Consider the following 24,516-nt stretch of genomic DNA (forward strand, 5'->3'; position numbering starts at 1 on the left):
TATCGTCCCCCTGACGCCCCTCTCCCCGGCCCGCTCCCAAAGGGAGAGGGAGTAGTGCGTACCACGGTTAGAGTTGAGTGGATCACTCAGACTGAGCCGGGTGACAAATCCCATCGCACTATCGGGCGGTTCCCTCTCCTGAAGGAGTTTTACCATCCCTTCCATGCGCCCGCCTTCAGCGTTAAGCCTGGCGTGGCATAAAAAACACTCCGGTAAAGCGGTCACTGACATCGTCGATTTATTCCGTCGGCGCCAGCCGGAAGCGGTTGGATTTCTGCGCGACCTGGACAGAACAGGTGGTTAAAAATCAATAAACTATCGGCAACGACGCGTAGAATGGGCAACTCCGTTTTTTGAGGCATTTTTTATGATCCAGCAATCTCCACTCTGCGCCCTGCTCACTGCCGATACGCCGCTCATTGACGTGCGCGCACCGGTCGAATTTCAGCAGGGCGCGATGCCCGGCGCGCGCAATCTGCCGTTAATGTTTGATGAGGAACGGGCGGCGGTGGGCACCTGCTACAAACGACAGGGGCCGGAGGCGGCATTGGCTCTGGGTCACAAACTGGTGTCCGGGGAGACACGCGCGCGCCGCATTGGGGAGTGGATCGCCGCTTGTCAGCAGGCTCCGCAGGGCTATCTGTGCTGCGCGCGCGGCGGGCAGCGCTCGCATATCGTTCAGCACTGGCTACGCGAACACGGCGTGGAGTACCCGCTGATCCCCGGCGGCTATAAGGCGCTGCGCCAGGCCGCGATGCAGGCGACGGAAGAGCTGGTGCAGCATCCGATCGTTCTTGTCGGCGGCTGTACCGGCAACAACAAGACGCATCTGGTACGCGAGCACGCCTGTGGAGTCGATCTCGAAGGGCTGGCGCACCATCGCGGCTCCTCCTTCGGCCGCACTTTGCAGGCACAGCACAAGCAGGCCACCTTTGAAAATCATCTGGCGGTTGCACTGCTGAAAAAAGCCCGTCCGTCGGTGCGCTGGGTACTGGAAGATGAAGGGCAAACGATCGGCGCAAACCATCTGCCGGAATGCCTGCGCGCGCGAATGGCGCAATCCCCGATCGTGGTGGTGGAAGATCCGTTTGAACTGCGGCTCGAACGCCTGCGGGAAGAGTATTTTTTACGGATGCACCGGGAGTTCACCCAGGCGTTCGGGGAAGAGCAGGGCTGGCAGGAATACCGTGAATACCTGCATCACGGCCTGTTCGCCATCCGTCGCCGTCTCGGTCTGGAACGCTTTGCGCAGTTAACATCGCGGCTGGAGGCGGCCCTCGTCAGTCAGCACGCCAGCGGCAATACCGACGCCCACTTTTCCTGGCTGGTGCCGCTGCTGGAGGAGTATTACGATCCGATGTACCGCTATCAGCTTGAGAAAAAAGCGGAGAAGATTGTGTTTCGCGGAACGGGGATGGAAGTCAGGAGATGGCTGGGAGAAGAATAACGGGGCGATACGCCCCGTAACTGAACTTACCCCTCGTTAATCTCTTTGCGGGCATAGGCCGAGCGAAAATACTGATCCAGGAGTTCACGTGCCTGCGAAGCGTTCATACTGACTGTCTTTTTGCCAACCTGTTTACGTAAATAGCCGGTAACAGAGATTGAAACTCTCCGCTCTTCAACCGAAATATCAACATCGCTGAAGGCGCTACGGGTTGGCGAAAGTTCAGGAGCGGGGCTGCCGTCGCGCCAGTAAAAATAAATGTGAAAAGGTCCCCCGCCTTTTTCGACAACTTCGCAGGCTTCAATATCGGTGAGAAGAACCGGGCGAGTCAGATCCACACTGGTAAGATCTTTTTCGGTCAGGGAAAATAATGCTTTATTTCTGTTACGAAAAGAAACCCAGCCAATAAAACCGCAAACAAGCCCAAAGGCGATCAGCCCCAGCGCAATAGTGATAATACCCGCAGGCACAGGTTTTGAATCGACAAACATTAATCCGACTATCATCAGACCTGTCGCTAAGCTCATAATGCCCAGACCGGCTCCCCACATCCATACGGCAGTTTCCGCACCATAAAATGTCAAGGATTCGGTGGCCTGCTGCGCCTGCTCGACCATTTCCTTGTGATACTGTTCGCGTAACTGATTGACCTCCTGCGCGATTTCCTGCGTCATCGCCACAGATAACGTCTGCTGTGCGGAAAATAACTGAGTGGCGGCCTGGTAATCGCTCTCGTTAACCCGGCGTGAAGCTCTGCTTAGCAGCGTATCATCCAGGGGCACGCCAAGCGCCTCAATGCGCGAACGCGTTACCGGGTGGCTATCCGTCGGATGCTGCGAAACATTTTCCAGGCACGCACTGATGTCGAGCGTGTCAGACTTTTGCGCGACGCGAAACAGGCTGGCGATCCAGTCATCGGTGGGCTGCTTCTCATCGAATAACGTTTCAACATGCCGATCGATAATTTCACTTAGCGCTGAAACGCGCAGCAGGGCAGAAGCCAGAGCCTGCGGCGTGCCGACGCGCGCGCCGGTTTCATCGGCGGCATACTCACGGCTCCGGCTCCAGTGGCTGACCGCTTCATGAAAGCGCGTCAGAAAGCTGCAACCTACGCACAACGCCGGATACAGCACCACCCGGTCAATGTATGACACGCCTGGGGAATGACTCATCAGTTGATTAAGGCTGTTGTACAAGCCCGCATAGAGAGGTGCAAATTTCAGGCTGTACTGCGTATCCATGCCGGTAAAATGCCCCAGTTCGTGTCCAATAACCGAGGCCATTTCCTCTTTATCCATTAACGATGAATAGGTTAATGGGAAATAAAGCGTATTGCCGGTAAGACGCGGGCCATCAACAATTTGCACTGCATTTGCGGTGACATAAAAGCAATCAAAAAAGCCAACGACAATATTATCCGGCACCGTGACCGCGCCGCGCTGCGCCAGTTCTTTCACCCATTGCCACAACTCCGGCGCCTGTGATTGGGTGACATTACTGCCGCGAATCGGGTGATCCTCCGGTTTAAAAAGAGCAAAACATTTTTTTATTGATGCCAGGCTTTTTACCAACATCCAGAGAACGGAGCCAATCGCACATAATACAATTATCAACACCTTAAAACTGCCACCGTTGATTGAAAAGTGCGTGATAAACCATACCACTTCCGAAAGCGCCAGCAAAACAACGCCCAGCCCGCAAAAAACGATCTGGCTAACCATAATAAAAGGGAGGACTCGTTGGCACAGGGTAAAACTGGTAATCAGCATATCCTGCGAAATACGCGATTTCACGCCTCTGGAATGACACAGTACCAGCGCTGCGCCGCTAATGACGATAGCGATCCCCCCTGCCCATATGCTGCTTTGCGCTAATTTACCGCGAAGAATAATGACGGCAGCGTCGACACTGGGATGGAGCCAGGCAGCATCCATGAGATCGCTAACTCTCCAGTACTGCAGCAATCCATAAATAATAATCAACGCAGGGATAACAAAAACCCCATTAATACTTTTCATTTCCATAAGCTAAAAGTCCATTTACACGCTGCTACGCAGCCTAATAACGAATTCTCGTTAAGTGTATTATGAATAATTATTAACTTCCACTTGATTGGCAGAGGACTATTTCTGGATTTTTTAGTGATGGGATGAATATAAAATTTAAATTAAATTCACTTACCGAATATTAAAGGAGAGAAGGAAAATATAAAAACCTAAGAGGTGCGGCCCGATTAACATGGCTAATCAGGCCGCTTTTTACTACCGCCGATCCCGTTTGTCCGCCCGCTGCGCCAACCAGTCGCCCAGCATTTGCACAATTTGCACCAGGATAATCAGCGCCACGACGGTCACGATCATCACTTCCGTCTCGTAGCGGTAATAGCCGTAGCGGATCGCCAGATCCCCTACCCCACCGCCGCCGACAATCCCGGCCATCGCCGAGTAGCCGATTAAACTCACCAGCGTAATCGTCAGGCCGCGCAGCAGTCCGGCGCTGGCTTCCGGCAGCAGGACGGTGCAGATGATGCGCATCGGGCTGGCCCCGAAGGCTTCCGCCGCTTCAATAATGCCTTTGTCCACTTCGCGCAGGGCGCTGTCAACCAGCCGGGCGTAGAAGGCAATCGCAGCAACCGACAGCGGCACCGAGGCGGCAATCGGGCCAATGGTGTTGCCCAGCAGGAACTGGGTCAGCGGCAGCAGCAGTACCAGCAGGATCACAAAGGGCACCGAGCGGATGATATTAACCAGCACCGAGGTGAACAGGTAAACTACGCGGTTTTGCCAGAACAGATGGCGATCGGTGACGAAAATCAGGAAGCCAAGCGGCAGGCCGCCAATAATTGCCAGCACCGTCGAGATGCCGAGCATCTGGAACGTTTCATTAAACGCCAGCGTTAAATCAGGTAATAAATCATCCACGGATCACCTCCACCTGGGCGGTACGATGACGAATATGCTCCACCGCCGCGTCAACGGCTGAGGGATTGCCCGGCGCGGTAAGCTGCACCACCAGAATGCCCAGCGCACGTTCGGCGATGTACTCGATTTTGCCGTGCAGAATATTCACCGCGACGCCAAATTTAACCGCGACCTCAGAAAGTACCGGCTGCTCGGCAGAATCACCGATAAACAGGATCTTCAACAGTTGCCCCGGCAGGTGCTGATGCAGGCGCTCCGGTAGCGTAAGGTTCAGCGTATGCGACACCAGTTGCCGGGTAAACGGATGCTGCGGATGGGCAAAAACATCGAACACCTCGCCCTGCTCCACCACTTTGCCCGCCGACATCACCGCGACCCGGTCACAGATCGTTTTGATCACGTCCATCTCATGGGTGATCAGCACGATGGTGATCCCCATTTGCTGACTGATCTGCTTTAACAGCGTCAGAATGGTGGCGGAGGTTTCCAGATCCAGCGCCGAAGTGGGTTCATCGCACAACAGCACATCCGGGTGATTAGCAATCGCGCGGGCGATGCCGACCCGCTGTTTCTGCCCGCCGCTGAGCTGCACCGGAAAGCGCCCGGCTTTATCCGCCAGGCCGACCAGTTCGAGGATCTCCGCCACGCGCGGGGCGATTTTACTGCGCTCCCAGCCCGCCGCCTTCAGGCTGAAGGCAACGTTCTGCGCCACGGTACGGGTGTGCATCAGGTTAAAATGCTGGAAAATCATGCCAATGCGCTGACGCGCCTTGCGGAGATCGCTGCCTTCCAGCGCGGAAATCTCCACGCCGTTGATTTTAACGTAGCCTGCGCTCGGACGGGTCAACGCATTCAGCGTGCGCAGCAGGGTGCTTTTCCCGGCCCCACTGGTGCCGACAATGCCAAAAATTTCACCGGGCGCGATGCGTAAACTGACCTCATCCACCGCCCTCGTGGGTGATGCGCGGCCAGCGGTGAAATCCACGCAGACCTTTTCTATTTCAATCATGCCAACCTCAGAAATGCACAAAGGGCAGACCAGGCTGCCCTTTTTGATCAACCGGACGCTTACTGTTTTTCAGCCGTCATCCAGCTGGGTTTCTGGAACGCGCTATAGATATTTTTCGGATCATCGATCACCGCACGATAAGCCGGAGATTTCACTACCGTCACAATATCTTTGGCGAACGGTTTGTCCGCATCTTCGCTGCGCACGGCGATGATATTTTTCAGATTCTCGTCGAGCTGTTCCTGCTTGATGGCGCTGGAAAGATCCAGACCCGCCGCTACCGCAAAGTTACCGTTTACCAGCGAGGCGGTGACGCCGTCCAGCGTGCGCGGGAGCTGCGCGGCTTCCAGCGGTTTAAACACCAGTCCTTTCGGGTTGCTGGCGATGTCACGCTCGGAAGCTTTGGTCGGATCGATATTCTCTTTAATGGTGATAAGCCCCAGCGATTGCAGGAATCGCAGGCCGCGCGCGAGGTTGGTGGGATCGTTAGACAGCGTGATCACATCGCCTTTTTTCAGCTCGTCGAGGCTTTTAATTTTACGCGAGTAGAAGCCCATTCCGGCGGTCGGTACGGTAATCAGGTTGCTGAGCTTCAGCCCTTTATCAGCGGTGAATTTATTAAAATAGAGCGTGTGCTGGAAAAGGTTAGCGTCGATGCTGCCGTTCGACAGCGCCATATTCGGCTGCACGTAGTCGCTGAATTCGCGAACCACAACCTTATATCCTTTGTCTTTCAGGGAAGGGGCAATCGCCTGTTTCACCATGTCGCCATACGGCCCCGGCGCAACGCCGAAAACAATGGTGTGCGGGTCGCTGTTAGCGTGAGCAAACTGTAAACCACAGGCCAGCAGTAATGCGCCGGTGGCGATGCGGAGGGATCTCATAACGACTCCTGGATCGAATGTTGTCTTGCCGTGCGCGCGCCGTACAATGCGACGCGCTTCTTTTTCCCCTGGCGAGCAGAGGGGTAATCTAAGATGGCATAATCTGCTAACTGGCGTAATTGAAATTATTTCATGATGTTTTGAAGTATGTCACTGAACGGCGAAGCATTATGGATTAGGGACACGCGCCGGTAAGGAGACCGGCGCGTGTCCCTGTTAGCCGTTGAACTGGCGGAACAGCGCCCGCCCCTTCAGCAACCGCACCCCCAGCCAGCCGCCGCACAGCGACAGCAGCACCGCGCCGCAGAACGGTAGCACCACCCACAGCCGCCAGTCCGGCTCCCACGGGAAGTCGAAAACGCGGGTTTGCAGCACCGCCAGCGCGGTTTCCGCGCCAATAGCGGCCACCGCGCCCGCCACCAGTCCCAGCAGGGCAAACTCACACCACAGCGTGGTGCGCAGCAGGCGCTTTCCGGCTCCCAGGGTGCGATACACCACCAGTTCCTGATGCCGCTGACGCATCCCGACCTGAATCTGCGCCAGCAATAACAGCACGCCGCACAGCGTCACCAGCACCACCATCACCTCCAGCGCCCGGCTGACCTGCTGGAGCACCTGTCCGACCTGTTTGAGGATCGCGCCGATGTCCAGCAGGCTGATGGTCGGAAACGCCCGGTTCAGCTCCGTCAGCATGGCGTTGCCATTGTCCTGGCGGAAACTGGTCAGCCAGCTTTGTGGCTGCCCGTCAAGGGTTCCCGGCGGGAAGATGAAGTAGAAATTGGGCCGCAGGCTTTCCCAATCCACCTTGCGCAGGCTGGTCACTTTTGCGGTGAAATCCTGGGTGTCGCCGGTGAACGTGACGCTATCGCCTAAGCTGATATCCAGCCGCTTCGCCAGCTCCTGCTCCATCGACACCTCGCCTGTCGCTGGCGGCCAGTGTCCGGCGGTAATGGGGTTATGATCCGGCTTGTGACTCTGCCAGGTCAGATTCAGCTCGCGGTTAAGCGCTTCGTCTTTATTTCCTTCCGTCGGCTGACCGTTAATCTGCGTCAGACGGGCGCGCACGACAGGATAAAACGTTGACGGCGTCACCTGATGGCTGGCGAGGAACGCTTTTACCGGCTCCACCTGCTCGCTGGCAATGTTAATCAGGAAATAGTTGGGACTCTCCGGCGGAAGCTGCTGCTGCCAGCGGTCGAGTAAATCCCCGCGCAGCACCAGCAACAGCGCCAGCAGCATAAAGGAGAGTGAAAACGCCGCCAGTTGGCTGAGCGTGGACCACGGCTGGCGCAGCAGGCGATTTACCGCCAGACGCAGCGGCAGCGCGTTAATTGTCAGGCGCTTCAGCACGCTGAGTAGCATCCAGCCCAGCACGCCGCACAGCAGCGCCAGCACCAGCGCCCCGGCGAGCACTGCCCACAGCAATGTGCTGCCGCCCATCAGCCACGCCAGCAGCGCCACCACCACAACCGTGACCACCGGCAGATAAATTTTTAGCGGCCAGACGCTGGCAACCACGTCGCGCCGCAGCACGCGCAGCGGTTGCGTGGCCAGCAGCAGCCGGTACGGGCGCAGGCCCACCAGCAAAGAAATGACCGTCATCGCACCGGTCGCCCACAGCCACGGCCACAGGCTGGCAGCAGGCAGCGCCACCGGAAGCACCGGCTTAAGCAGGATGATTAATACCTGCTCAAACAGCAGCCCCAGCGCCCCGCCGGTGATGACCGCCAGCAGCATCAGCAGCACCCACTGCCCGATGATAAGCTTGCGAAGCTGCGCCCTGCCCGCGCCTAAGGTTTTGAGGATCGCCACCAGATCGTAGCGGCTGCGGCAGTAGTGGCTCATCGCCACCGCCACGGCAGCCACCGCCAGCAGCAGCGTTAATAGCGCCGAAAGCAGCAGGAACTGCTGCGAGCGCTCAAGCGATTTGCCGAGCGCGCCCTCATCCTGCTCCAGCCCGTACCAGCGATGCTCCGGCTTAAGCTGCGGCAGCAGCCACTTTTCATACGCCGCAATCTGTGACGGCGTACCGGCGAATTTGTAACGCCAGCTTACCCGGCTGCCGGGCTGCACCGCCCCGGTCTTCGCCACGTCCGCCACGTTCATCAGCAGACGCGGGGCCATCTGGAAAGGATTGAAACCGGAATCCGGCTCCTGCACCACTTCGCCGGTGATACGCAGCGTAGTGTCGCCCACGTCGATAGAATCGCCGGGCTTCAGCGCCAGCAGCGCCATCAGCCTGGGGGCCAGCAGCGCCGTTCCCGCCGCAGGTTTCAGGCCGGGCGGATCGGTTTGCAGCTCGCCGTACATCGGATAGAGATCGCCAACCGCCTTGACGTTCGCCAGTTGCGGCGTGTCTCGGGCAAAGGTCATGGTGGCGAAGGTGATTTGCTCATCCACTTTCAGCCCCAGCCTGCGGGCCTCGGCGATCCAGGCCGGGGAGACCTCGCGGGAACTGCGCAGCGCCCGGTCGCCCGCCATAAAATCGCGGCTTTGCTGGCTCAAGCCTTTTTCCATTCGATCGCTGATATTGCCCAGCGCCAGCACGCAGGCGACCGCCAGGCTTAGCGCCAGCCAGACGATCAGCAGCGAAGGAGAGCGCCACTCGCGCCAGAACCAACGGGCAATCATGCTTCCTCCTGCAACTGACCGTTAACCAGCCGCAGACGGCGGTCGCAGCGCGCAGCAAGCTGGGGATCGTGAGTGACGAGGATCAGCGTGGTGCCGTGTTCGCGGTTGAGCGAGAACAGCAGGTCGGCAATTTTATCCCCGGTCTGGCGATCCAGATTGCCGGTTGGCTCGTCGGCAAACAGCAGACCAGGGCGGCCGTTAAAGGCTCTGGCCAGCGCCACGCGCTGCTGCTCGCCGCCGGAAAGCTGCGCGGGAAGATGATCGAGACGTTTCCCCAGCCCCAGTTGTTCCAGCAGCGCTTTGGCCTGGACGCGGCTCTGGCGGCTGTTTTCGCCGCGCAGCAGCGAGGGCAGCTCGACGTTTTCCAGCGCGTTGAGCGTCGGGATCAGCATAAAGGACTGAAACACGAAGCCAACGTGCTGCGCGCGGAGCGCCGCCCGCGCCTCTTCGTCCATCTTATGCAGCGGCTGCCCCAGCAGCGACACTTCGCCGCTGCTACCGTCGTCCAGCCCGGCGAGGATCGCCAGCAGCGTTGATTTACCGGACCCGGATTCGCCAATCAGGGCGATGGTCTGGGATGGTTTGACAATAAGCTCAACTCCGGTAAGGATGGATAGTTCATGCTCACCCTGACCGACGGACTTCTTAAGATGATGAACTTCAACAATGTTTTCCGCTGGCATTTGCCGTTCCTGTTTCTTTTTCTGTTAAGCTTCCGCGCTGCCGCAGCAGACACGCTGTTGATTCTGGGTGATAGTCTGAGCGCCGGTTATCGCATGGCGGCAACCAGCGCCTGGCCTGCGCTGCTGAACAAAAAATGGCAGCCGCAAACGTCAGTGGTCAACGCCAGCATTAGCGGCGATACCTCGCAGCAGGGGCTGGCGCGTTTGCCCGCCCTCCTTACACAGCATAAACCACGCTGGGTACTGGTGGAGCTTGGCGGCAACGATGGCCTGCGTGGTTTCCAGCCACAGCAGACCGAAGCGACGCTGCGCAAAATTTTGCAGGACGTCAAAGCCGCAGGCGCACAGCCGCTGCTGATGCAAATTCGCCTGCCCGCTAACTATGGTCGTCGTTATAATGAGACCTTCAGCGCGATTTATCCAAAGCTCGCCGCCGAGTTTGATATTCCTCTGGTGCCGTTTTTTATGGAAGAGGTTTATCTGAAACCACAATGGATGCAGGAAGATGGCATCCATCCCAATCCCGACGCCCAGCCGTTTATTGCGGACTGGATGGCGACGCGACTGGCACCCTTAGTAAATCATGAGTCTTAATCCTTCAGGGGCGCAATCAGGTAAAGTTATGCAAAAATCAGTCTTAATAACAGGATGTTCCAGCGGCATTGGTCTGGAAAGCGCGCTTGAACTCCAGCGGCTGGGGTTTCAGGTGCTTGCTGCCTGCCGCAAGCCGGATGACGTGGCGCTGATGACCAGCCGGGGGCTGACGGGAATTTTACTGGATCTGGATAAGCCACAGAGCGTGGATCGCGCTGCCGATGAGATCATCGCCCTGACCGGCAACCGCCTGTACGGGATTTTCAATAACGCGGGCTACGGCGTTTATGGTGAGCTGACCACCGTCAGCCGCGAACAGTTAGAACAGCAGTTTTCCAGCAACTTTTTTGGCGCGCACCAGCTGACCATGCGCCTGCTGCCCGCGATGATCCCGCACGGCGAAGGGCGCATCGTCATGACGTCATCGGTGATGGGGCTGATCTCCACACCGGGACGCGGAGCCTATGCGGCGAGTAAATACGCGCTGGAAGCCTGGTCAGACGCGCTGCGTATGGAGCTGCGCCATACTGGCATCCGGGTCAGCCTGATCGAGCCTGGCCCCATCCGCACCCGTTTTACCGACAACGTAAACCAGACCCGGCGCGATAAACCGGTAGAAAATCCGGGCATCGCCGCCCGTTTTACCCTCGGTCCAGAAGCCGTGGTCGAAAAAGTGCGCCATGCTTTTACCAGCGCCCATCCGAAAATGCGCTATCCCGTCACGCTGGTGACGCACGCGGTGAGCGTGCTGAAGCGCCTGCTGCCGGGCCGCCTGATGGATAAAATTTTGCAGGGGTGAGTTGAAGCCCACGCGCTGGCCCCCATGTATTAAAAAAATCATTGAAGAGAGTGCTCTATGTCCGTACAGAATATCGTCAATATTAACGAAACGAACCTGCAACAGACGCTGGAACAGTCGATGACCGTGCCGGTGCTGTTCTATTTCTGGTCCGAACGCAGCCAGCACTGTCAGCAACTGACGCCGGTGCTGGAAAGTCTTACCGCGCAGTATAACGGCCAGTTTATTCTGGCAAAACTGGACTGCGACGCGGAGCAGATGATCGCCTCCCAGTTCGGTCTGCGCGCGATCCCGACGGTTTATCTGTTCCAGAACGGTCAGCCGGTTGACGGCTTCCAGGGGCCGCAGCCAGAAGACGCCATTCGTGCCCTGCTGGAAAAAGTCCTGCCGCGCGAAGAAGAACTTAAAGCGCAGCAGGCGATCCAGTTAATTGAAGAAGGGAAACACGCCGAGGCGTTGCCGCTGCTGAAAGAGGCCTGGCAGCTTTCCGCTCAGAACAGCGAAATTGGCCTGCTGCTGGCGGAAACGCAAATCGCGCTCAACCGTTCGGACGATGCCGAAGCGGTGCTGAAAACCATTCCGCTTCAGGATCAGGATACCCGCTATCAGGGGCTGGTCGCGCAGATTGAATTACTGAAACAGGCTGCCGATACCCCGGAGATCCAGCAGCTTCAGCAACAGGTTACGCAGAACCCGGAAGATGCGGCGCTGGCCTCGCAGCTGGCGCTACAGCTACATCAGGTAGGTCGTAATGAAGAGGCGCTGGCGTTACTATTCAGCCATCTGCAAAAAGATCTCGGGGCAGCAGACGGTCAGGCGCGTAAGATGCTTCAGGAGATCCTCGCGGCGCTGGGCACGGGCGATGCACTTGCCAGCCAGTATCGCCGTAAGCTTTATTCGCTGCTCTATTAATTAGTCCGTTTCTGGACTGTTTAGGGACGGCGGATTAACGATAGAGTTGAATGATTCATAACAGGAGGTTAGGTCAATGTTAATTGTTATTCCCGTCGTCATTCTGGTGGCGCTGATTGTTGTCTTCGCGGGCGTCAAAATTGTTCCACAGGGTTATCAATGGACGGTTGAACGTTTTGGTCGCTACACCACCACGCTGCAACCGGGGCTAAGCCTGGTGGTGCCGTTTATGGACCGGATTGGTCGTAAGATCAATATGATGGAGCAGGTGCTTGATATTCCCTCGCAAGAAATTATCTCTAAAGATAACGCCAACGTGTCTATTGACGCGGTGTGCTTTATTCAGGTGATCGACGCGCCAAAAGCCGCGTATGAAGTCAGCAATCTGGAGCTGGCGATCATCAACCTGACCATGACCAACATTCGTACCGTGCTCGGTTCCATGGAGCTGGATGAAATGCTTTCCCAGCGCGACAATATCAATACCCGCCTGCTGCACATCGTTGATGAAGCCACCAACCCGTGGGGCATCAAAATCACCCGTATCGAAATTCGCGACGTGCGCCCGCCAGCGGAGCTGATCGACGCGATGAACGCGCAGATGAAAGCAGAACGTACCAAGCGTGCCTATATTCTCGAAGCGGAAGGGATCCGCCAGGCGCAAATCGTTAAAGCGGAAGGTGAAAAGCAGTCAAAGATCCTGACGGCGGAAGGCGAGCGTCAGTCGGCATTTTTACAGGCTGAAGCGCGTGAACGTTCGGCTGAAGCGGAGGCTCGCGCCACACAGATGGTGTCTGAAGCCATCGCCGCCGGGGATATTCAGGCAGTGAACTACTTTGTGGCGCAGAAATACACCGAAGCGCTGCAAAAAATCGGCTCGGCAAATAACAGCAAAGTGGTGATGATGCCGCTGGATGCCAGCAGCCTGATGGGGTCGATTGCCGGGATCAGCGAACTGATCAAAGACAGCGCCAGCGAGCGGAAACGCTTATGATCGAACTCATTCTGGCGCATCCGCACGTTTTCTGGCTAAGTCTCGGCGGGCTGCTGCTCGCCGCTGAAATGCTTGGCGGCAATGGCTATCTGCTTTGGAGCGGCGTTGCAGCGGTGATTGTCGGACTGGTGGTCTGGGTTCTGCCGTTAGGCTGGGAATGGCAGGGGCTGATGTTTGCCCTGCTGACTCTGCTGGCCGCGTGGTTATGGTGGCGATGGCTGGCGCAGCGCGTGCGCGAGCAGAAACCGGCCGACAGCCAGCTTAATCAGCGCGGCAACCAGTTAATTGGTCGCCGCTTTACGCTGGAGACTACGCTGGTTAGCGGACGCGGGCATATGCGCGTTGGCGACAGTTCATGGATGGTCAGCGCGGATGAAGATCTTGCTGCTGGCACGTCGGTAGAAGTTATCGCCGTAGAAGGCATCACCCTAAAAATCAGGGCATTACCTCCTTTACGCTAACGGTTTAACAGCAGGATGATTTATCCGTTTGCCGTGAGTTAACCTTAACAAACGTTAACTCACGGTCAGCAAAAGGAAAGTGAATGCGCCTGTGGAAAAAAGAAACCACCGTCAGGTTAATTAAACAGACGCCGACGGGGATCATTTTTGCGGTCCGCCACGGCAAAAGATTGCTGCGGGAACAATGCGCCGCCGGGCTTTATACGTTAACCTGGCAGGACACGCCGCTGATCCGCCTGTGGCCGGATGAATGCCCGACCTGTGCGGGCATGGTCTCAGCCGGATTTGATGCAGGCAGCGACGGTGCCGCGCAGTTTCTGTCATCACTCGCCCGCTGGAACGCGCCTTTTGTCGATCTGGCGACCTCTTTCTCGCATCTTGAAGCCCTGTTTACCCTGCTGCCTTCCGGCTATTATTCGCTTGAAGATCGCACGCTTTACCCGTCGGACGGTAACGGGCATTTTTTCTGGGCCGTCCCGCAGCAAAAAACGCGCAACCCCGCGACGGTAAGCACCTGGGATCGGGAGCTGGAATACCACACTGCCGGGCCGCTTTATTTGCTGCCAACGCAGTCGCCAGCGCATTTTAACCCCGCGCGTGCCGACTTCTACCGTGATAAACCAGACATCCGCGCCATCGCCTGGTATTTTACCGATTCCTGGCTTTGCGCGCTGCTCGACGGCCACCACAAAGCCTGCGCGGCGGCGCTGGAGCAGCGTCCGCTGAAAAGTCTGGTGATTGCGCCCGCGTACCGTTTTTATGATCAGCAAAAACGGCTGGAATTTTTCAACGGTCAGTCGCTGAGCGAAGCCGAGCTGATTAAGGGCGTGCCGCCTTTACCCACTCCGCAACGCCTGACTCCGGCGCAAGCTGAGTCATTGCGCAACGCGCAAAGTCAGGACGCTTTCCCCTGGCCTGCACCATTCATGCAAAGCGCTGCCAGCTGGCCGGATATCAGCGCAGCCGGAGCGATTGTTGAAGCAGGCGATCTGAGCGAACAGCGAGTGCGCAGGACGATGGACGACCTGGCGAAGTATGACCACAATGAACTGCGCGCGCTGTTGCAGGCGCTTTACTACACTCAGTCCTCGCTGTTTATGCCCTTCGCCTGCCTCATCGCCGGGCAAAGCGACGCTGATTTACGTTATCAGGCATATTCACTGCTGGCACAGCGCCCCTGCAGGCAGGTGGACGATGTATTTGTCGAGTTTCTGATTGACGACGACGGTTATCGCCCCGATTTCACCCAGCTGGTGGATGACTATTTCCGCCAGCGGGCGCTTAAACCCGATGCTGACAGCAACCCGCCAGATTATTAATAATCGGGCAGTCGGCGCTGTCATCGCCGGGACAGCTTTCCGCCAGCGTCAGCAGTTGCTGGCGCATCTCCTGAAGCTGCACGATATGCTGTTCAATCTCGGCCACTTTTTCCAGCGTGCGCTTTTTCACGTCAGCGCTGTGGCGGGCCGGGTCGTTAAACAGATCCACCAGCTCGCCGCACTCTTCGAGATTAAAGCCCACCAGCCGCGCCTGGCGCAGCAGCGTAAGCTCTTCAATATGCTGCTGGGTGTAGCTGCGATAACCGTTCTCGCTGCGCAGCGGCGGCGTGACCAGCCCCTTCTCTTCGTAAAAGCGAATTGCTTTGCTGGTTAAGCCTGTTCTTTTCGCCACGTCGCTGATATTCATTATTCCCCCTTGACCTTCCCCTTGCGGGAAGGTTTAACCTTATTAAGCATTAGCTAAAGTCGTGACAAAGATCAATCGATCCTGAAGGAGTTTGAATATGTCTCACACAATCGACCTGACGCTGGACGGCCTTTCCTGCGGCCACTGCGTTAAACGGGTGAAGGAAAGTCTTGAGCAGCGCCCTGACGTTGAGCAGGCGGACGTCACCATTACTGAAGCGCACGTGACCGGCAGCGCCAGCGCCGACGCGCTGATTGACACCATCAAACAGGCGGGCTACGGCGCGGAGTTACGCCACCCAAAATCTGAACCGCTGACGGAGTCATCAATCCCGTCGGAAGCGCCGACAGCGGTTTCCCCAGAGCTTCCGGCAGCCCAGCCCGACGATGACAGTCTGCAGTTGCTGTTAAGCGGGATGAGCTGTGCCAGCTGCGTGTCCCGGGTGCAAAACGCGTTGCAGGGCGTACCGGGCGTGACGCAGGCACGGGTCAATCTGGCGGAACGCACGGCACTGGTCATGGGCAGTGCGTCCGCCGCTGAATTAGTCCAGGCGGTAGAGAACGCGGGCTACGGCGCAGAGGCCATTGAAGACGATGTCAAACGCCGCGAGCGCCAGCAGGAAACCGCCGTCGCCACCATGAAACGCTTCCGCTGGCAGGCGATTGTCGCCCTGGCGGTTGGTATTCCGGTGATGATCTGGGGCATGGTGGGTGACAATATGATTGTCACCGACGCCAACCGTAGCCTGTGGCTGGTGACAGGTTTGATTACCCTCGCGGTCATGATTTTTGCCGGGGGACATTTTTATCGCAGCGCGTGGAAAAGCCTGCGTAACCGCACCGCGACGATGGATACGCTGGTCGCGCTCGGCACCGGCGTGGCATGGCTTTATTCAATGAGCGTCAACCTGTGGCCGCAGTGGTTCCCGATGGAAGCACGCCACCTTTATTATGAAGCCAGCGCGATGATTATCGGCCTGATAAACCTTGGCCATATGCTGGAAGCGCGGGCGCGTCAGCGCTCCTCTAAAGCGCTGGAAAAACTGCTCGATCTGACGCCACCCGTCGCCCGCGTAGTGACAGACGAGGGCGAAAAAGAGGTGCCGCTGGCTGACGTTGCGCCAGGGATGATCCTGCGCCTGACCACCGGCGACCGGGTGCCGGTTGACGGTAAAATCACCCACGGCGAGGCCTGGCTCGATGAAGCCATGCTGACCGGGGAGCCGGTGCCGCAGGAAAAAGGCGTCGCGGATGACGTTCACGCGGGCACCGTAGTGCAGGACGGCAGCGTGCTGTTTCAGGCCAGCGCCGTTGGCAGTCAGACAACGCTGGCGCGCATTGTACGCATGGTGCGTCAGGCGCAAAGCAGCAAGCCGCAAATCGGCCAGCTTGCTGACAAGATCTCGGCGGTTTTTGTGCCGGTGGTGGTGGCGATTGCGCTGTTCAGCGCGGCTATCTGGTACTTTTTCGGCCCGGCTCCGCAAATCGTCTATACGCTGGTGATCGCCACGACGGTGTTGATTATTGCCTGCCCGTGCGCGCTGGGTCTCGCCACGCCAATGTCGATTATTGCAGGCGTCGGGCGCGCGGCGGAATTCGGCGTGCTGGTGCGCGATGCCGACGCGCTTCAGCGGGCCAGCACCCTGGATACGCTGGTGTTCGATAAAACCGGCACGCTGACCGAAGGTAAACCGCAGGTGGTCGCGGTAAAAACGGCGGGCGGAATGGATGAAGCGCAGGCGCTACGGCTGGCGGCGGCGCTGGAGCAGGGGTCAAACCACCCGCTGGCCCGCGCGATTATCGAAAAAGCACAGGCCAGCGCGTTGCCGCAGGTGAACGGCTTCCGCACCCTGCGCGGGCAGGGCGTTAGCGGTCAGGTTGAAGGGCACGCGCTGCTGCTGGGCAATCAGGCGCTGCTGAATGAACAATCTGTCGCGACCGGTGAACTGGAAAGCGATTTCCATGCCCTGGCCGCTGAAGGCGCGACGCCGGTGCTGCTGGCCGTTGACGGTCGGGCCGCCGCGCTGTTCGCCATTCGCGATCCGCTACGCAATGACAGCGTGGCGGCGTTGGCGCGTCTGCATCAGGCGGGATACCGGCTGGTCATGCTGACCGGCGATAACGAAACCACCGCACGCGCCATTGCTAAAGAAGCGGGCATTGATGAAGTGATTGCGGGCGTTCTGCCGGACGGCAAAGCCGACGCCATTAAAAAACTCCAGCGCGAAGGTCGCCGGGTGGCGATGGTCGGCGACGGGATTAATGACGCCCCGGCGCTGGCCCAGGCGGAAGTCGGCATTGCAATGGGCGGCGGCAGCGATGTAGCCATTGAAACGGCCGCCATCACCCTGATGCGCCATAGCCTGATGGGTGTGGCAGACGCGCTGGCGATCTCCCGCGCCACGCTGCGTAACATGAAGCAGAATTTGCTGGGCGCGTTTATCTACAACTCGCTGGGGATACCGGTCGCGGCGGGGGTCCTCTGGCCGCTCACCGGGACATTGCTCAACCCGGTGGTCGCGGGCGCGGCGATGGCGCTGTCGTCAATTACGGTGGTCAGCAACGCGAACCGGCTGCTGCGGTTTACGCCGAAGGCATAATGATTACCGGTTTGCACAAGGAGATAACGCGCGCTAGCATGTGATTTTACGCCACCGGAGTTCACATGAGTTTGTTTAACCGACTGAAAATAGTGTGGCGTAAGCTGCGTGGCAATCACTATTCCTGGCCCGCGCTGGATATCTCTCTGCCGGGCAACCGCGAATTTCATCTGGTGGGCAGTATTCATATGGGGACGCAGGATATGTCCCCTCTTCCCGCCCGGCTGCTGCAAAAAATTCAGCAGGCGGACGCGTTAATTGTCGAAGCCAATGTCGCCGACAGCGAAACGCCCTTTCGCGACCTGCCCGTTTTTGCGCCGCTGGAAGAGCGACTGGGCGAGGAGCAGCTTCATGCGCTGGAGAAGCGGGCCAGCGATCTTGGCTTATCGCTTGCGCTTTTCAGCACCCAGCCTTTGTGGCAAATCGCGATGGCGTTGCAGGCGACCCAGGCGCAGCAGCTCGGCCTGCGCCCGGAATACGGCGTTGATTATCAGCTATTGCAGGTGGCGCAGTCTGAACGGATCAGGATTATTGAACTGGAAGGTGCGGCGCGGCAAATTGCACTGCTTTGCGCGCTGCCGGATAACGGCATGGCGCTGCTGGAAGATACCCTTACCCACTGGCACACCAACGCACGGCTATTGCAGATGATGATCGGCTGGTGGCTGGAGCGCCCGCCTGCCAGGCCGGGCGTCACGTTACCGAACACCTTTAGCGAAGGGCTGTATGATGTGCTGATGCATCAGCGTAACCGCGCCTGGCGCGATTTTCTCCACGCGCTGCCAGCCGGACGCTATGTGGTCGCCGTCGGCGCGCTGCATCTGTATGGCGAAGGCAGCCTGCCGGAAATGATGGCGTAAAAAAATGGCCAATATTGCTATTGGCCCGTCAAAGAGGAATTTCATCTTTATTATTATGCCGGAGCGAACTCCGGGTGCTTAAATTGTCGCTCAAAGCATCGTTACTGCCAATACTAATAAGCAAGATTGTACTATTTTTTCGTGCGGTTTCAGGCGTAAGCTTAGGGTATTATTGGCTTGTTGCTTGTAAGGATGACCATGACCCCTGCCGTTAAGCTTCTTGAAAAACAAAAGATTTCCTTTCATATCCACGCCTACGATCACGATCCCAGCGAAACAAACTTTGGCGACGAAGCAGTAAGCAAGCTGGGGCTGGATGCGGACCGGGTATATAAAACGCTGCTGGTTGCGGTAAATGGCGATGCGAAAAATCTGGCGGTCGCGGTAACACCGGTGGCAACCCAGCTGGATTTAAAAAAAGTCGCTAAAGCGCTGGGAGCAAAAAAAGTCGACATGGCCGATCCGCAAATCGCCCAGCGCACAACCGGGTATCTGGTCGGTGGAATCAGCCCGCTGGGACAGAAAAAACGCCTGCCGACGCTGATTGACGCCCCGGCGAAAGATTTCCCTACTATTTTTATTTCCGGCGGCAAACGCGGGCTGGATATTGAACTGGCAGCCAGTGATTTAGCCAAAACGCTGAACGCCACCTTTGCAGAAATTGCCCGCCGGGATTAAGCGGCAGAAAAAGACGATTTAATGTGGCAAGGATCACCCGGACGTTACAGGTCAGGGATATTCCTGACAAATATCAGTAAACGGCGGCGTCCCGTAGCAGGACGCCACCCGCCAGCCTTACTGCCAGCTTACCTCGCCCTTAGGCTCATAGGCGTTAACATCCAGCGGTGAGTTCTGCTGGATAAACTGCTTCAGCACTTCCGCATCAATAAAGCCGGTATTCACATAGCCCGGTTTATCGTCCAGACGCGGATAGCCGTCGCCGCCGGTGGCGTTAAAGCTTAGCGTCGCCACGCGGTATTTTTTCGCCGGATCGACCGCTTCGCCTTTAATTTTGAGATCGCTCAGCTTGCCGTCTTTTGCCACAAAACTGACGTTAGCAAACTGCGGATACGCCCCGGAATCCGGCTTCATCTGCGCGACGGCGGTGAGGTAATCAATCACCTCCTGCCCGCTCAGATCGGCATACACCACCACGTTACCGAATGGCTGTACTTTGAGCACGTTTTTATAGGTGATATCGCCACCCTCAATGGAATCACGAATGCCACCGCCGCTCATCACGCCAAAATCTGCGTTGGTACGGGCGATTTGCGCCGCGAGGATCAGATGCCCCAGGTTGGTCTGTACAAAGCGGACTTTGCTGCGGTCGCCTTCCAGCTTGCCACTGACATTACCAATTTTCACATCCAGCTGCGCTTTGCCTTTGTTCTGGAACGGCGTCAGCATCGACAGCACCTGCGGATTTTCAGCAATTTCCGGGGTATACAGCACGCGTTCACTTTCGCCGTTATCCCAGGTGACTTTCTTCTTCAGGTTGACCGGGATCAACTGATAATTCACCAGCTTCAGCTCACCGTTGCGGAATTCGAAATCGGCGCGGCCAACGTATTTGCCCCACTCATGCGCCTGAACAATCCAGATCCCATTCTGACGATCCGGCGCGCACGGCGTTCCGGGCACATAATCCACCTGCTTTTTATTTTCTGTCGCCATACAAACCGGGTCCTGCGAGTGACCGCCGACAATCATTGCCAGCGATCCGGCGGGCAGACTGCGCGCCATTTCGACATCGCCCGGCGCGTTAGAGCCGTGCTCGCCGTTATCGTAATGCCCCATATGGGTGGCGGCGATAATAAAATCAGGCTTCTCTGTTTCATTCAGTTCCTGAATGACCAGTTTCGCTTCGTCTGCTGGCTTACGAAATTCAATGTCGGTGAAGTATTCCGGGTTGCCGATTTTCGCCGTATCGTCGGTGGTCAGGCCGATGACGGCGATTTTCAGATCCTGGCGTTTAAACAGCGCCCAGGGTTTAAATAAACGCTCGCCGGTGCTTTTTTGATAAATATTGGCGGAAAGGAACGGGAATTTTGCCCATTTTTCCTGCTGGCGCAGGACGTTAAGCGGGTTGTCGAATTCATGGTTGCCCACCGCCATCGCATCGTAGCCGACCAGGTTCATGCCGCGAAAATCTGGCTCGGCGTCCTGCAGGTCAGACTCCGGCACGCCGGTGTTGATGTCGCCGCCGGAAAGCAACAGCACGCTACCGCCTTCCGCCGCCACATCTTTGCGAATACTGTCAACCAGTGTTTTTTGCGCGGCGAGGCCATATTCGCCGTATTCGCTGCGCCAGAAGTGACCGTGGTGATCGTTGGTATGCAGAATAGTGATTTTGTAGGTTTTATCCTGCTCATAAGCCTGTGCTGGCACGCTTGCCAGCGTCCAGGCCGCCAGCATTGCCAGCGCTAAGCCCCGTTTCAAAAACGTCATGTTCCTCTCCCTGACTAAAATATGTAGTGGCGAAATTACCGCTTTATCAAATAGTAGACAACTTTGTTTGCAGAATGCGACTTCCTTCATTTCTTTCTGGCAGGTATCTTAGCGGGATAATAATTACCATCAGATAAACTCCTGCACTGTACAACAGAGAAAAGTGAAACCTATGGCTATCAGTTCTCCATTGCCGGAGGCCTCCGCGCCGCCGCAGAAAAACCGTACCGCATTCCGTATCCTGGGCGCAATCAGCCTTTCCCATTTATTGAATGATATGATCCAGTCGCTGATTCTGGCGATCTACCCGCTTTTGCAGGCTGAATTTTCACTGACCTTCGTGCAAATCGGCCTGATTACCCTGACCTTCCAGCTTGCTTCATCGCTGTTCCAGCCGGTGGTCGGTTACTGGACGGATAAGCATCCGATGCCGTGGTCACTGCCCATCGGCATGTGCTTTACATTGAGTGGGCTGGTGCTGCTGGCGCTGGCGGGGAGCTTTGCGACCGTCCTGCTGGCGGCGGCGCTGGTCGGCACCGGCTCGTCAATTTTCCACCCTGAATCTTCCCGCGTGGCGCGTATGGCGTCCGGCGGACGCCACGGGCTGGCGCAGTCCATATTCCAGGTCGGCGGCAATTTCGGCAGTTCGCTCGGCCCGCTGCTGGCGGCGGTGATTATCGCGCCGTACGGTAAAGGGAACGTGGGCTGGTTTGTGCTGGCCGCGCTGCTGGCGATTGTGGTGCTGGCGCAGGTCAGCCGCTGGTATGCCGGACAGCATCGTGTGAATAAAGGCAAAGTATCAACGCCAGTGATGAATCCGCTGCCGCGCAATAAGATTGTGTTAGCCGTTTCAGTGCTGCTGATCCTGATTTTTTCAAAATACTTCTATATGGCGAGCATTAGCAGCTATTACACCTTTTATCTGATGCAAAAGTTCGGGCTTTCGGTGCAAAACGCGCAAATACACCTGTTCGCGTTCTTGTTTGCCGTCGCGGCTGGAACGGTGATTGGCGGGCCGGTGGGCGATAAAATTGGCCGTAAATATGTGATTTGGGGCTCTATCCTCGGCGTGGCACCTTTTACCCTGCTTTTGCCCTGGGCCAGCCTGTACTGGACGGGGGTTTTAACGGTGATTATTGGTTTTATCCTCGCATCGGCCTTTTCTGCCATTTTGGTTTATGCGCAGGAGCTGTTACCGGGGCGTATCGGTATGGTTTCCGGCCTGTTTTTCGGGTTTGCTTTTGGTATGGGCGGGCTTGGCGCGGCGGTGCTGGGGGTGATTGCCGACCATCACGGTATCGATCTGGTCTATAAAATCTATGCTTTCCTGCCGCTTTTGGGGATGTTAACGATATTCCTGCCTGATAATCGTCACAAAGCGTAATTTTTCGCGGCCAAATTCTTTTTTTGGCCGCTGCCTCCCCCTGTATTTACGCCTCTTACCTGTACGTGAAGCCTGAATTTTTTCGTTCTGTGCTTTTAAGCCGTCAGATCCCGATTTTGTTCAAAATTCAACAATAATTCATCTACAAGATGACTCATTTTGTCATAAACTATTACTCGGGTTTTTGGTTTGTACACCCTAAATAATTCGAGTTGCATGCAGGCGGCAAGCAAGAGAAGCCCCGGGGCTTACTCCAGTCAGTGACTGGGGTGAGTGAGCCCAGCCAACGCACAGGCAACTTGAAGTGTGACGGGTACAGGCCAAAAATGGATCCACACCTGAATGAAAGGAGACGGAATGCATCACGCCACACCGCTTATTACCACCATTGTCGGCGGCCTTGTGCTCGCTTTTATCCTCGGCATGCTTGCCAATAAACTGCGTATTTCTCCACTGGTGGGCTATTTATTAGCGGGCGTTCTGGCGGGGCCGTTTACGCCGGGTTTTGTTGCCGATACCAAGCTGGCACCTGAACTGGCGGAACTCGGCGTGATCCTGCTGATGTTTGGCGTGGGTCTGCATTTCTCTCTTAAGGATTTAATGGCGGTAAAGTCCATCGCCATTCCCGGTGCGATTGCGCAAATAGCGGTCGCTACGCTGCTGGGAATGGGGCTTGCCGCACTGATGGACTGGTCGCTGATGACCGGCATCGTTTTTGGTTTGTGTCTTTCTACCGCCAGTACCGTGGTGCTGCTGCGTGCGCTTGAAGAGCGGCAGCTTATCGACAGCCAGCGCGGGCAAATCGCCATCGGCTGGCTGATTGTTGAAGATCTGGTGATGGTGCTGACGCTGGTGCTGCTGCCTGCGGTGGCGGGCATGATGGAAAAAGGCAACGTCGGGCTGGCATCGCTGTCGCTGGATATGGGGATCACCATCGGCAAGGTGGTGGCGTTTATCGCCATTATGATGCTGGTGGGCCGTCGCCTGGTACCGTGGATCATGGCGCGCAGCGCGGCGACCGGCTCCCGCGAACTGTTTACGCTCTCCGTGCTGGCGCTGGCGCTGGGCATCGCGTTTGGCGCGGTTGAACTGTTTGACGTCTCCTTCGCGCTGGGCGCGTTCTTTGCCGGAATGGTGCTGAACGAGTCAGAGCTAAGCCACCGTGCTGCACACGATACCCTGCCGCTCCGCGACGCCTTCGCGGTGCTGTTTTTCGTGTCGGTCGGGATGTTGTTCGATCCGATGATCCTGCTGGAGCAGCCGCTGGCGGTGGTCGGTACGCTGGCGATTATTATTTTTGGTAAATCGGTAGCGGCATTTTTTCTGGTGCGGATGTTCGGCCACTCGCCGCGTACCGCGCTGACCATCGCCGCCAGCCTGGCGCAAATCGGTGAGTTTGCGTTTATTCTCGCTGGGCTGGGCATGGCGCTGGATCTGCTGCCGCAGACCGGACAAAACCTGGTGCTGGCGGGGGCTATTCTGTCGATTATGCTCAACCCGGTGCTGTTCGCCATTCTTGAGCGTTATCTTGATAAGACCGAAACGCTGGAAGAACAGACGCTGGAAGAAGTGACGGAAGAAGAGAAGCAGATCCCGGTGGATATTTGTAATCACGCCCTGCTGGTCGGCTTTGGTCGCGTCGGCAGCCTGCTCGGCGAGAAGCTGATGGCAGAGGGTATCCCACTGGTGGTAGTGGAAACCTCCCGCACCCGCGTGGATGAACTGCGGGAACGCGGTATTCGCGCGGTGCTGGGCAACGCCGCCAATGAAGAAATTATGAATCTTGCTCATCTGGACTGCGCCCGCTGGCTGCTGCTGACGATTCCGAACGGCTATGAAGCTGGTGAGATCGTGGCGACAGCGCGGGAGAAATGCCCGAATATCGAGATTATCGCCCGCGCGCATTATGACGATGAGGTGGACTACATCACCGAACGCGGCGCGAATCAGGTGGTGATGGGCGAGCGTGAGATTGCTAATACGATGCTGACGCTGCTGGGCAAGCCCCCGCTGGAAGAAGCGGTGACGGGTTAAGCGGGATAAGGGTTTGTGTTTTTATGGGGGCTGGGTGCCGGTTGCTTTCCCGGTACTTACCTTATTTCATCAGCTCCCCCTCACCCCAGCCCTCTCCCTCAAGGGAGAGGGGGCAGTAAGTGCCTCGGGCCAGGTTATTTGAACGACTCGGTCTGCGTAACGATGACATA

At 57.1% G+C, this 24,516-nt stretch carries 20 protein-coding genes and 1 pseudogene; 13 read left to right on the top strand and 8 right to left on the bottom strand.

The features are described 5' to 3' along the window. Window positions 1-145: 145 nt before the first annotated feature. Window positions 146-304: pseudogene (locus RT197_RS10225) on the top strand (hypothetical protein); the annotation flags it as partial. Between the two features lie 63 nt (window positions 305-367). Further along, window positions 368-1,447, top strand: coding sequence for a tRNA 2-selenouridine(34) synthase MnmH (gene mnmH / locus RT197_RS10230; protein ID WP_312949983.1), 1,080 nt, complete (start codon window positions 368-370; stop codon window positions 1,445-1,447). A 26-nt stretch (window positions 1,448-1,473) separates the two neighbouring features. Here mnmH and RT197_RS10235 read toward each other — a convergent pair whose 3' ends face one another. From RT197_RS10235 to ybbA, 6 genes are all read right to left on the bottom strand, one after another. Next, window positions 1,474-3,381 carry a M48 family metallopeptidase gene (locus tag RT197_RS10235; protein WP_312949986.1) on the bottom strand — a complete coding sequence of 636 codons (1,908 nt, stop codon included), beginning with the start codon at window positions 3,379-3,381 and terminating at the stop codon, window positions 1,474-1,476. Between the two features lie 327 nt (window positions 3,382-3,708). After that, window positions 3,709-4,368, bottom strand: a complete 660-nt coding sequence (locus tag RT197_RS10240) for a methionine ABC transporter permease (protein WP_312949988.1) — start codon at window positions 4,366-4,368, stop codon at window positions 3,709-3,711. Then, a complete protein-coding gene (gene sfbB, locus RT197_RS10245; RefSeq protein WP_312949989.1) occupies window positions 4,361-5,377 on the bottom strand; it encodes a virulence-associated ABC transporter ATP-binding protein SfbB in 1,017 nt (338 codons plus the stop codon). The genes RT197_RS10240 and sfbB overlap by 8 nt, the downstream gene beginning before the upstream one ends. 59 nt (window positions 5,378-5,436) lie before the next feature. Then, window positions 5,437-6,261, bottom strand: a complete 825-nt coding sequence (locus RT197_RS10250) for a MetQ/NlpA family ABC transporter substrate-binding protein (protein ID WP_312949992.1) — start codon at window positions 6,259-6,261, stop codon at window positions 5,437-5,439. A 216-nt stretch (window positions 6,262-6,477) separates the two neighbouring features. Then, window positions 6,478-8,892: a putative ABC transporter permease subunit YbbP gene (ybbP, locus tag RT197_RS10255; RefSeq protein ID WP_312949993.1), complete on the bottom strand. Its 2,415-nt coding sequence runs from the start codon at window positions 8,890-8,892 to the stop codon at window positions 6,478-6,480. Beyond that, window positions 8,889-9,575 carry a putative ABC transporter ATP-binding protein YbbA gene (gene ybbA, locus RT197_RS10260; protein ID WP_312949995.1) on the bottom strand — a complete coding sequence of 229 codons (687 nt, stop codon included), beginning with the start codon at window positions 9,573-9,575 and terminating at the stop codon, window positions 8,889-8,891. Before ybbA ends, ybbP begins: the two co-directional genes overlap by 4 nt. On the opposite strand from ybbA, the gene tesA reads away from it, so the two are divergent. From tesA to RT197_RS10290, 6 genes are all read left to right on the top strand, one after another. Further along, entirely contained in the window at window positions 9,543-10,169 is a 627-nt protein-coding gene (tesA, locus tag RT197_RS10265; RefSeq protein WP_312949997.1) for a multifunctional acyl-CoA thioesterase I/protease I/lysophospholipase L1, read from the top strand. The genes ybbA and tesA overlap by 33 nt on opposite strands. A 28-nt stretch (window positions 10,170-10,197) precedes the next feature. Beyond that, entirely contained in the window at window positions 10,198-10,968 is a 771-nt protein-coding gene (locus RT197_RS10270) for an SDR family oxidoreductase (protein WP_312949998.1), read from the top strand. 57 nt (window positions 10,969-11,025) lie between these two features. Beyond that, on the top strand, window positions 11,026-11,880 hold the full coding sequence (locus RT197_RS10275) for a co-chaperone YbbN (protein WP_312950000.1): 855 nt from the start codon (window positions 11,026-11,028) through the stop codon (window positions 11,878-11,880). Between the two features lie 76 nt (window positions 11,881-11,956). Beyond that, window positions 11,957-12,874 carry an SPFH domain-containing protein gene (locus RT197_RS10280; protein ID WP_176917485.1) on the top strand — a complete coding sequence of 306 codons (918 nt, stop codon included), beginning with the start codon at window positions 11,957-11,959 and terminating at the stop codon, window positions 12,872-12,874. Next, a complete protein-coding gene (locus RT197_RS10285; RefSeq protein WP_312950008.1) occupies window positions 12,871-13,335 on the top strand; it encodes an NfeD family protein in 465 nt (154 codons plus the stop codon). The genes RT197_RS10280 and RT197_RS10285 overlap by 4 nt, the downstream gene beginning before the upstream one ends. Before the next feature lie 83 nt (window positions 13,336-13,418). Further along, window positions 13,419-14,654 (top strand): hypothetical protein, encoded by a 1,236-nt coding sequence (locus tag RT197_RS10290; RefSeq protein WP_312950010.1) that lies wholly within the window; start codon window positions 13,419-13,421, stop codon window positions 14,652-14,654. Here the strand turns inward: RT197_RS10290 and cueR are convergent. After that, window positions 14,617-15,021 carry a Cu(I)-responsive transcriptional regulator gene (gene cueR, locus RT197_RS10295; RefSeq protein ID WP_312950012.1) on the bottom strand — a complete coding sequence of 135 codons (405 nt, stop codon included), beginning with the start codon at window positions 15,019-15,021 and terminating at the stop codon, window positions 14,617-14,619. The two genes, RT197_RS10290 and cueR, sit on opposite strands and share 38 nt — an antisense overlap. A 97-nt stretch (window positions 15,022-15,118) precedes the next feature. Here cueR and copA point away from each other — a divergent pair, with 97 nt between their 5' ends. The 3 genes from copA (at window position 15,119) to ybaK (ending at window position 19,158) form a co-directional block, all read left to right on the top strand. After that, window positions 15,119-17,620, top strand: coding sequence for a copper-exporting P-type ATPase CopA (gene copA, locus RT197_RS10300; RefSeq protein ID WP_312950014.1), 2,502 nt, complete (start codon window positions 15,119-15,121; stop codon window positions 17,618-17,620). A 65-nt stretch (window positions 17,621-17,685) separates the two neighbouring features. Continuing rightward, window positions 17,686-18,480 (top strand): TraB/GumN family protein, encoded by a 795-nt coding sequence (locus RT197_RS10305; RefSeq protein ID WP_312950017.1) that lies wholly within the window; start codon window positions 17,686-17,688, stop codon window positions 18,478-18,480. Between the two features lie 198 nt (window positions 18,481-18,678). Then, on the top strand, window positions 18,679-19,158 hold the full coding sequence (gene ybaK / locus RT197_RS10310) for a Cys-tRNA(Pro)/Cys-tRNA(Cys) deacylase YbaK (protein WP_312950019.1): 480 nt from the start codon (window positions 18,679-18,681) through the stop codon (window positions 19,156-19,158). Window positions 19,159-19,275: 117 nt separating this feature from the next. Here ybaK and ushA read toward each other — a convergent pair whose 3' ends face one another. Continuing rightward, window positions 19,276-20,928, bottom strand: coding sequence for a bifunctional UDP-sugar hydrolase/5'-nucleotidase UshA (gene ushA / locus RT197_RS10315; RefSeq protein ID WP_312950021.1), 1,653 nt, complete (start codon window positions 20,926-20,928; stop codon window positions 19,276-19,278). 172 nt (window positions 20,929-21,100) lie between these two features. Between ushA and RT197_RS10320 the strand changes: the two genes are divergently transcribed. Next, window positions 21,101-22,312 (top strand): MFS transporter, encoded by a 1,212-nt coding sequence (locus RT197_RS10320; RefSeq protein ID WP_312950023.1) that lies wholly within the window; start codon window positions 21,101-21,103, stop codon window positions 22,310-22,312. Between the two features lie 357 nt (window positions 22,313-22,669). Then, entirely contained in the window at window positions 22,670-24,346 is a 1,677-nt protein-coding gene (gene ybaL / locus RT197_RS10325; protein WP_312950025.1) for a YbaL family putative K(+) efflux transporter, read from the top strand. Window positions 24,347-24,516: the final 170 nt, after the last annotated feature.

The sequence above is a fragment of the Superficieibacter sp. genome, assembly GCF_032071645.1.
Lineage (GTDB): Bacteria > Pseudomonadota > Gammaproteobacteria > Enterobacterales > Enterobacteriaceae > Superficieibacter.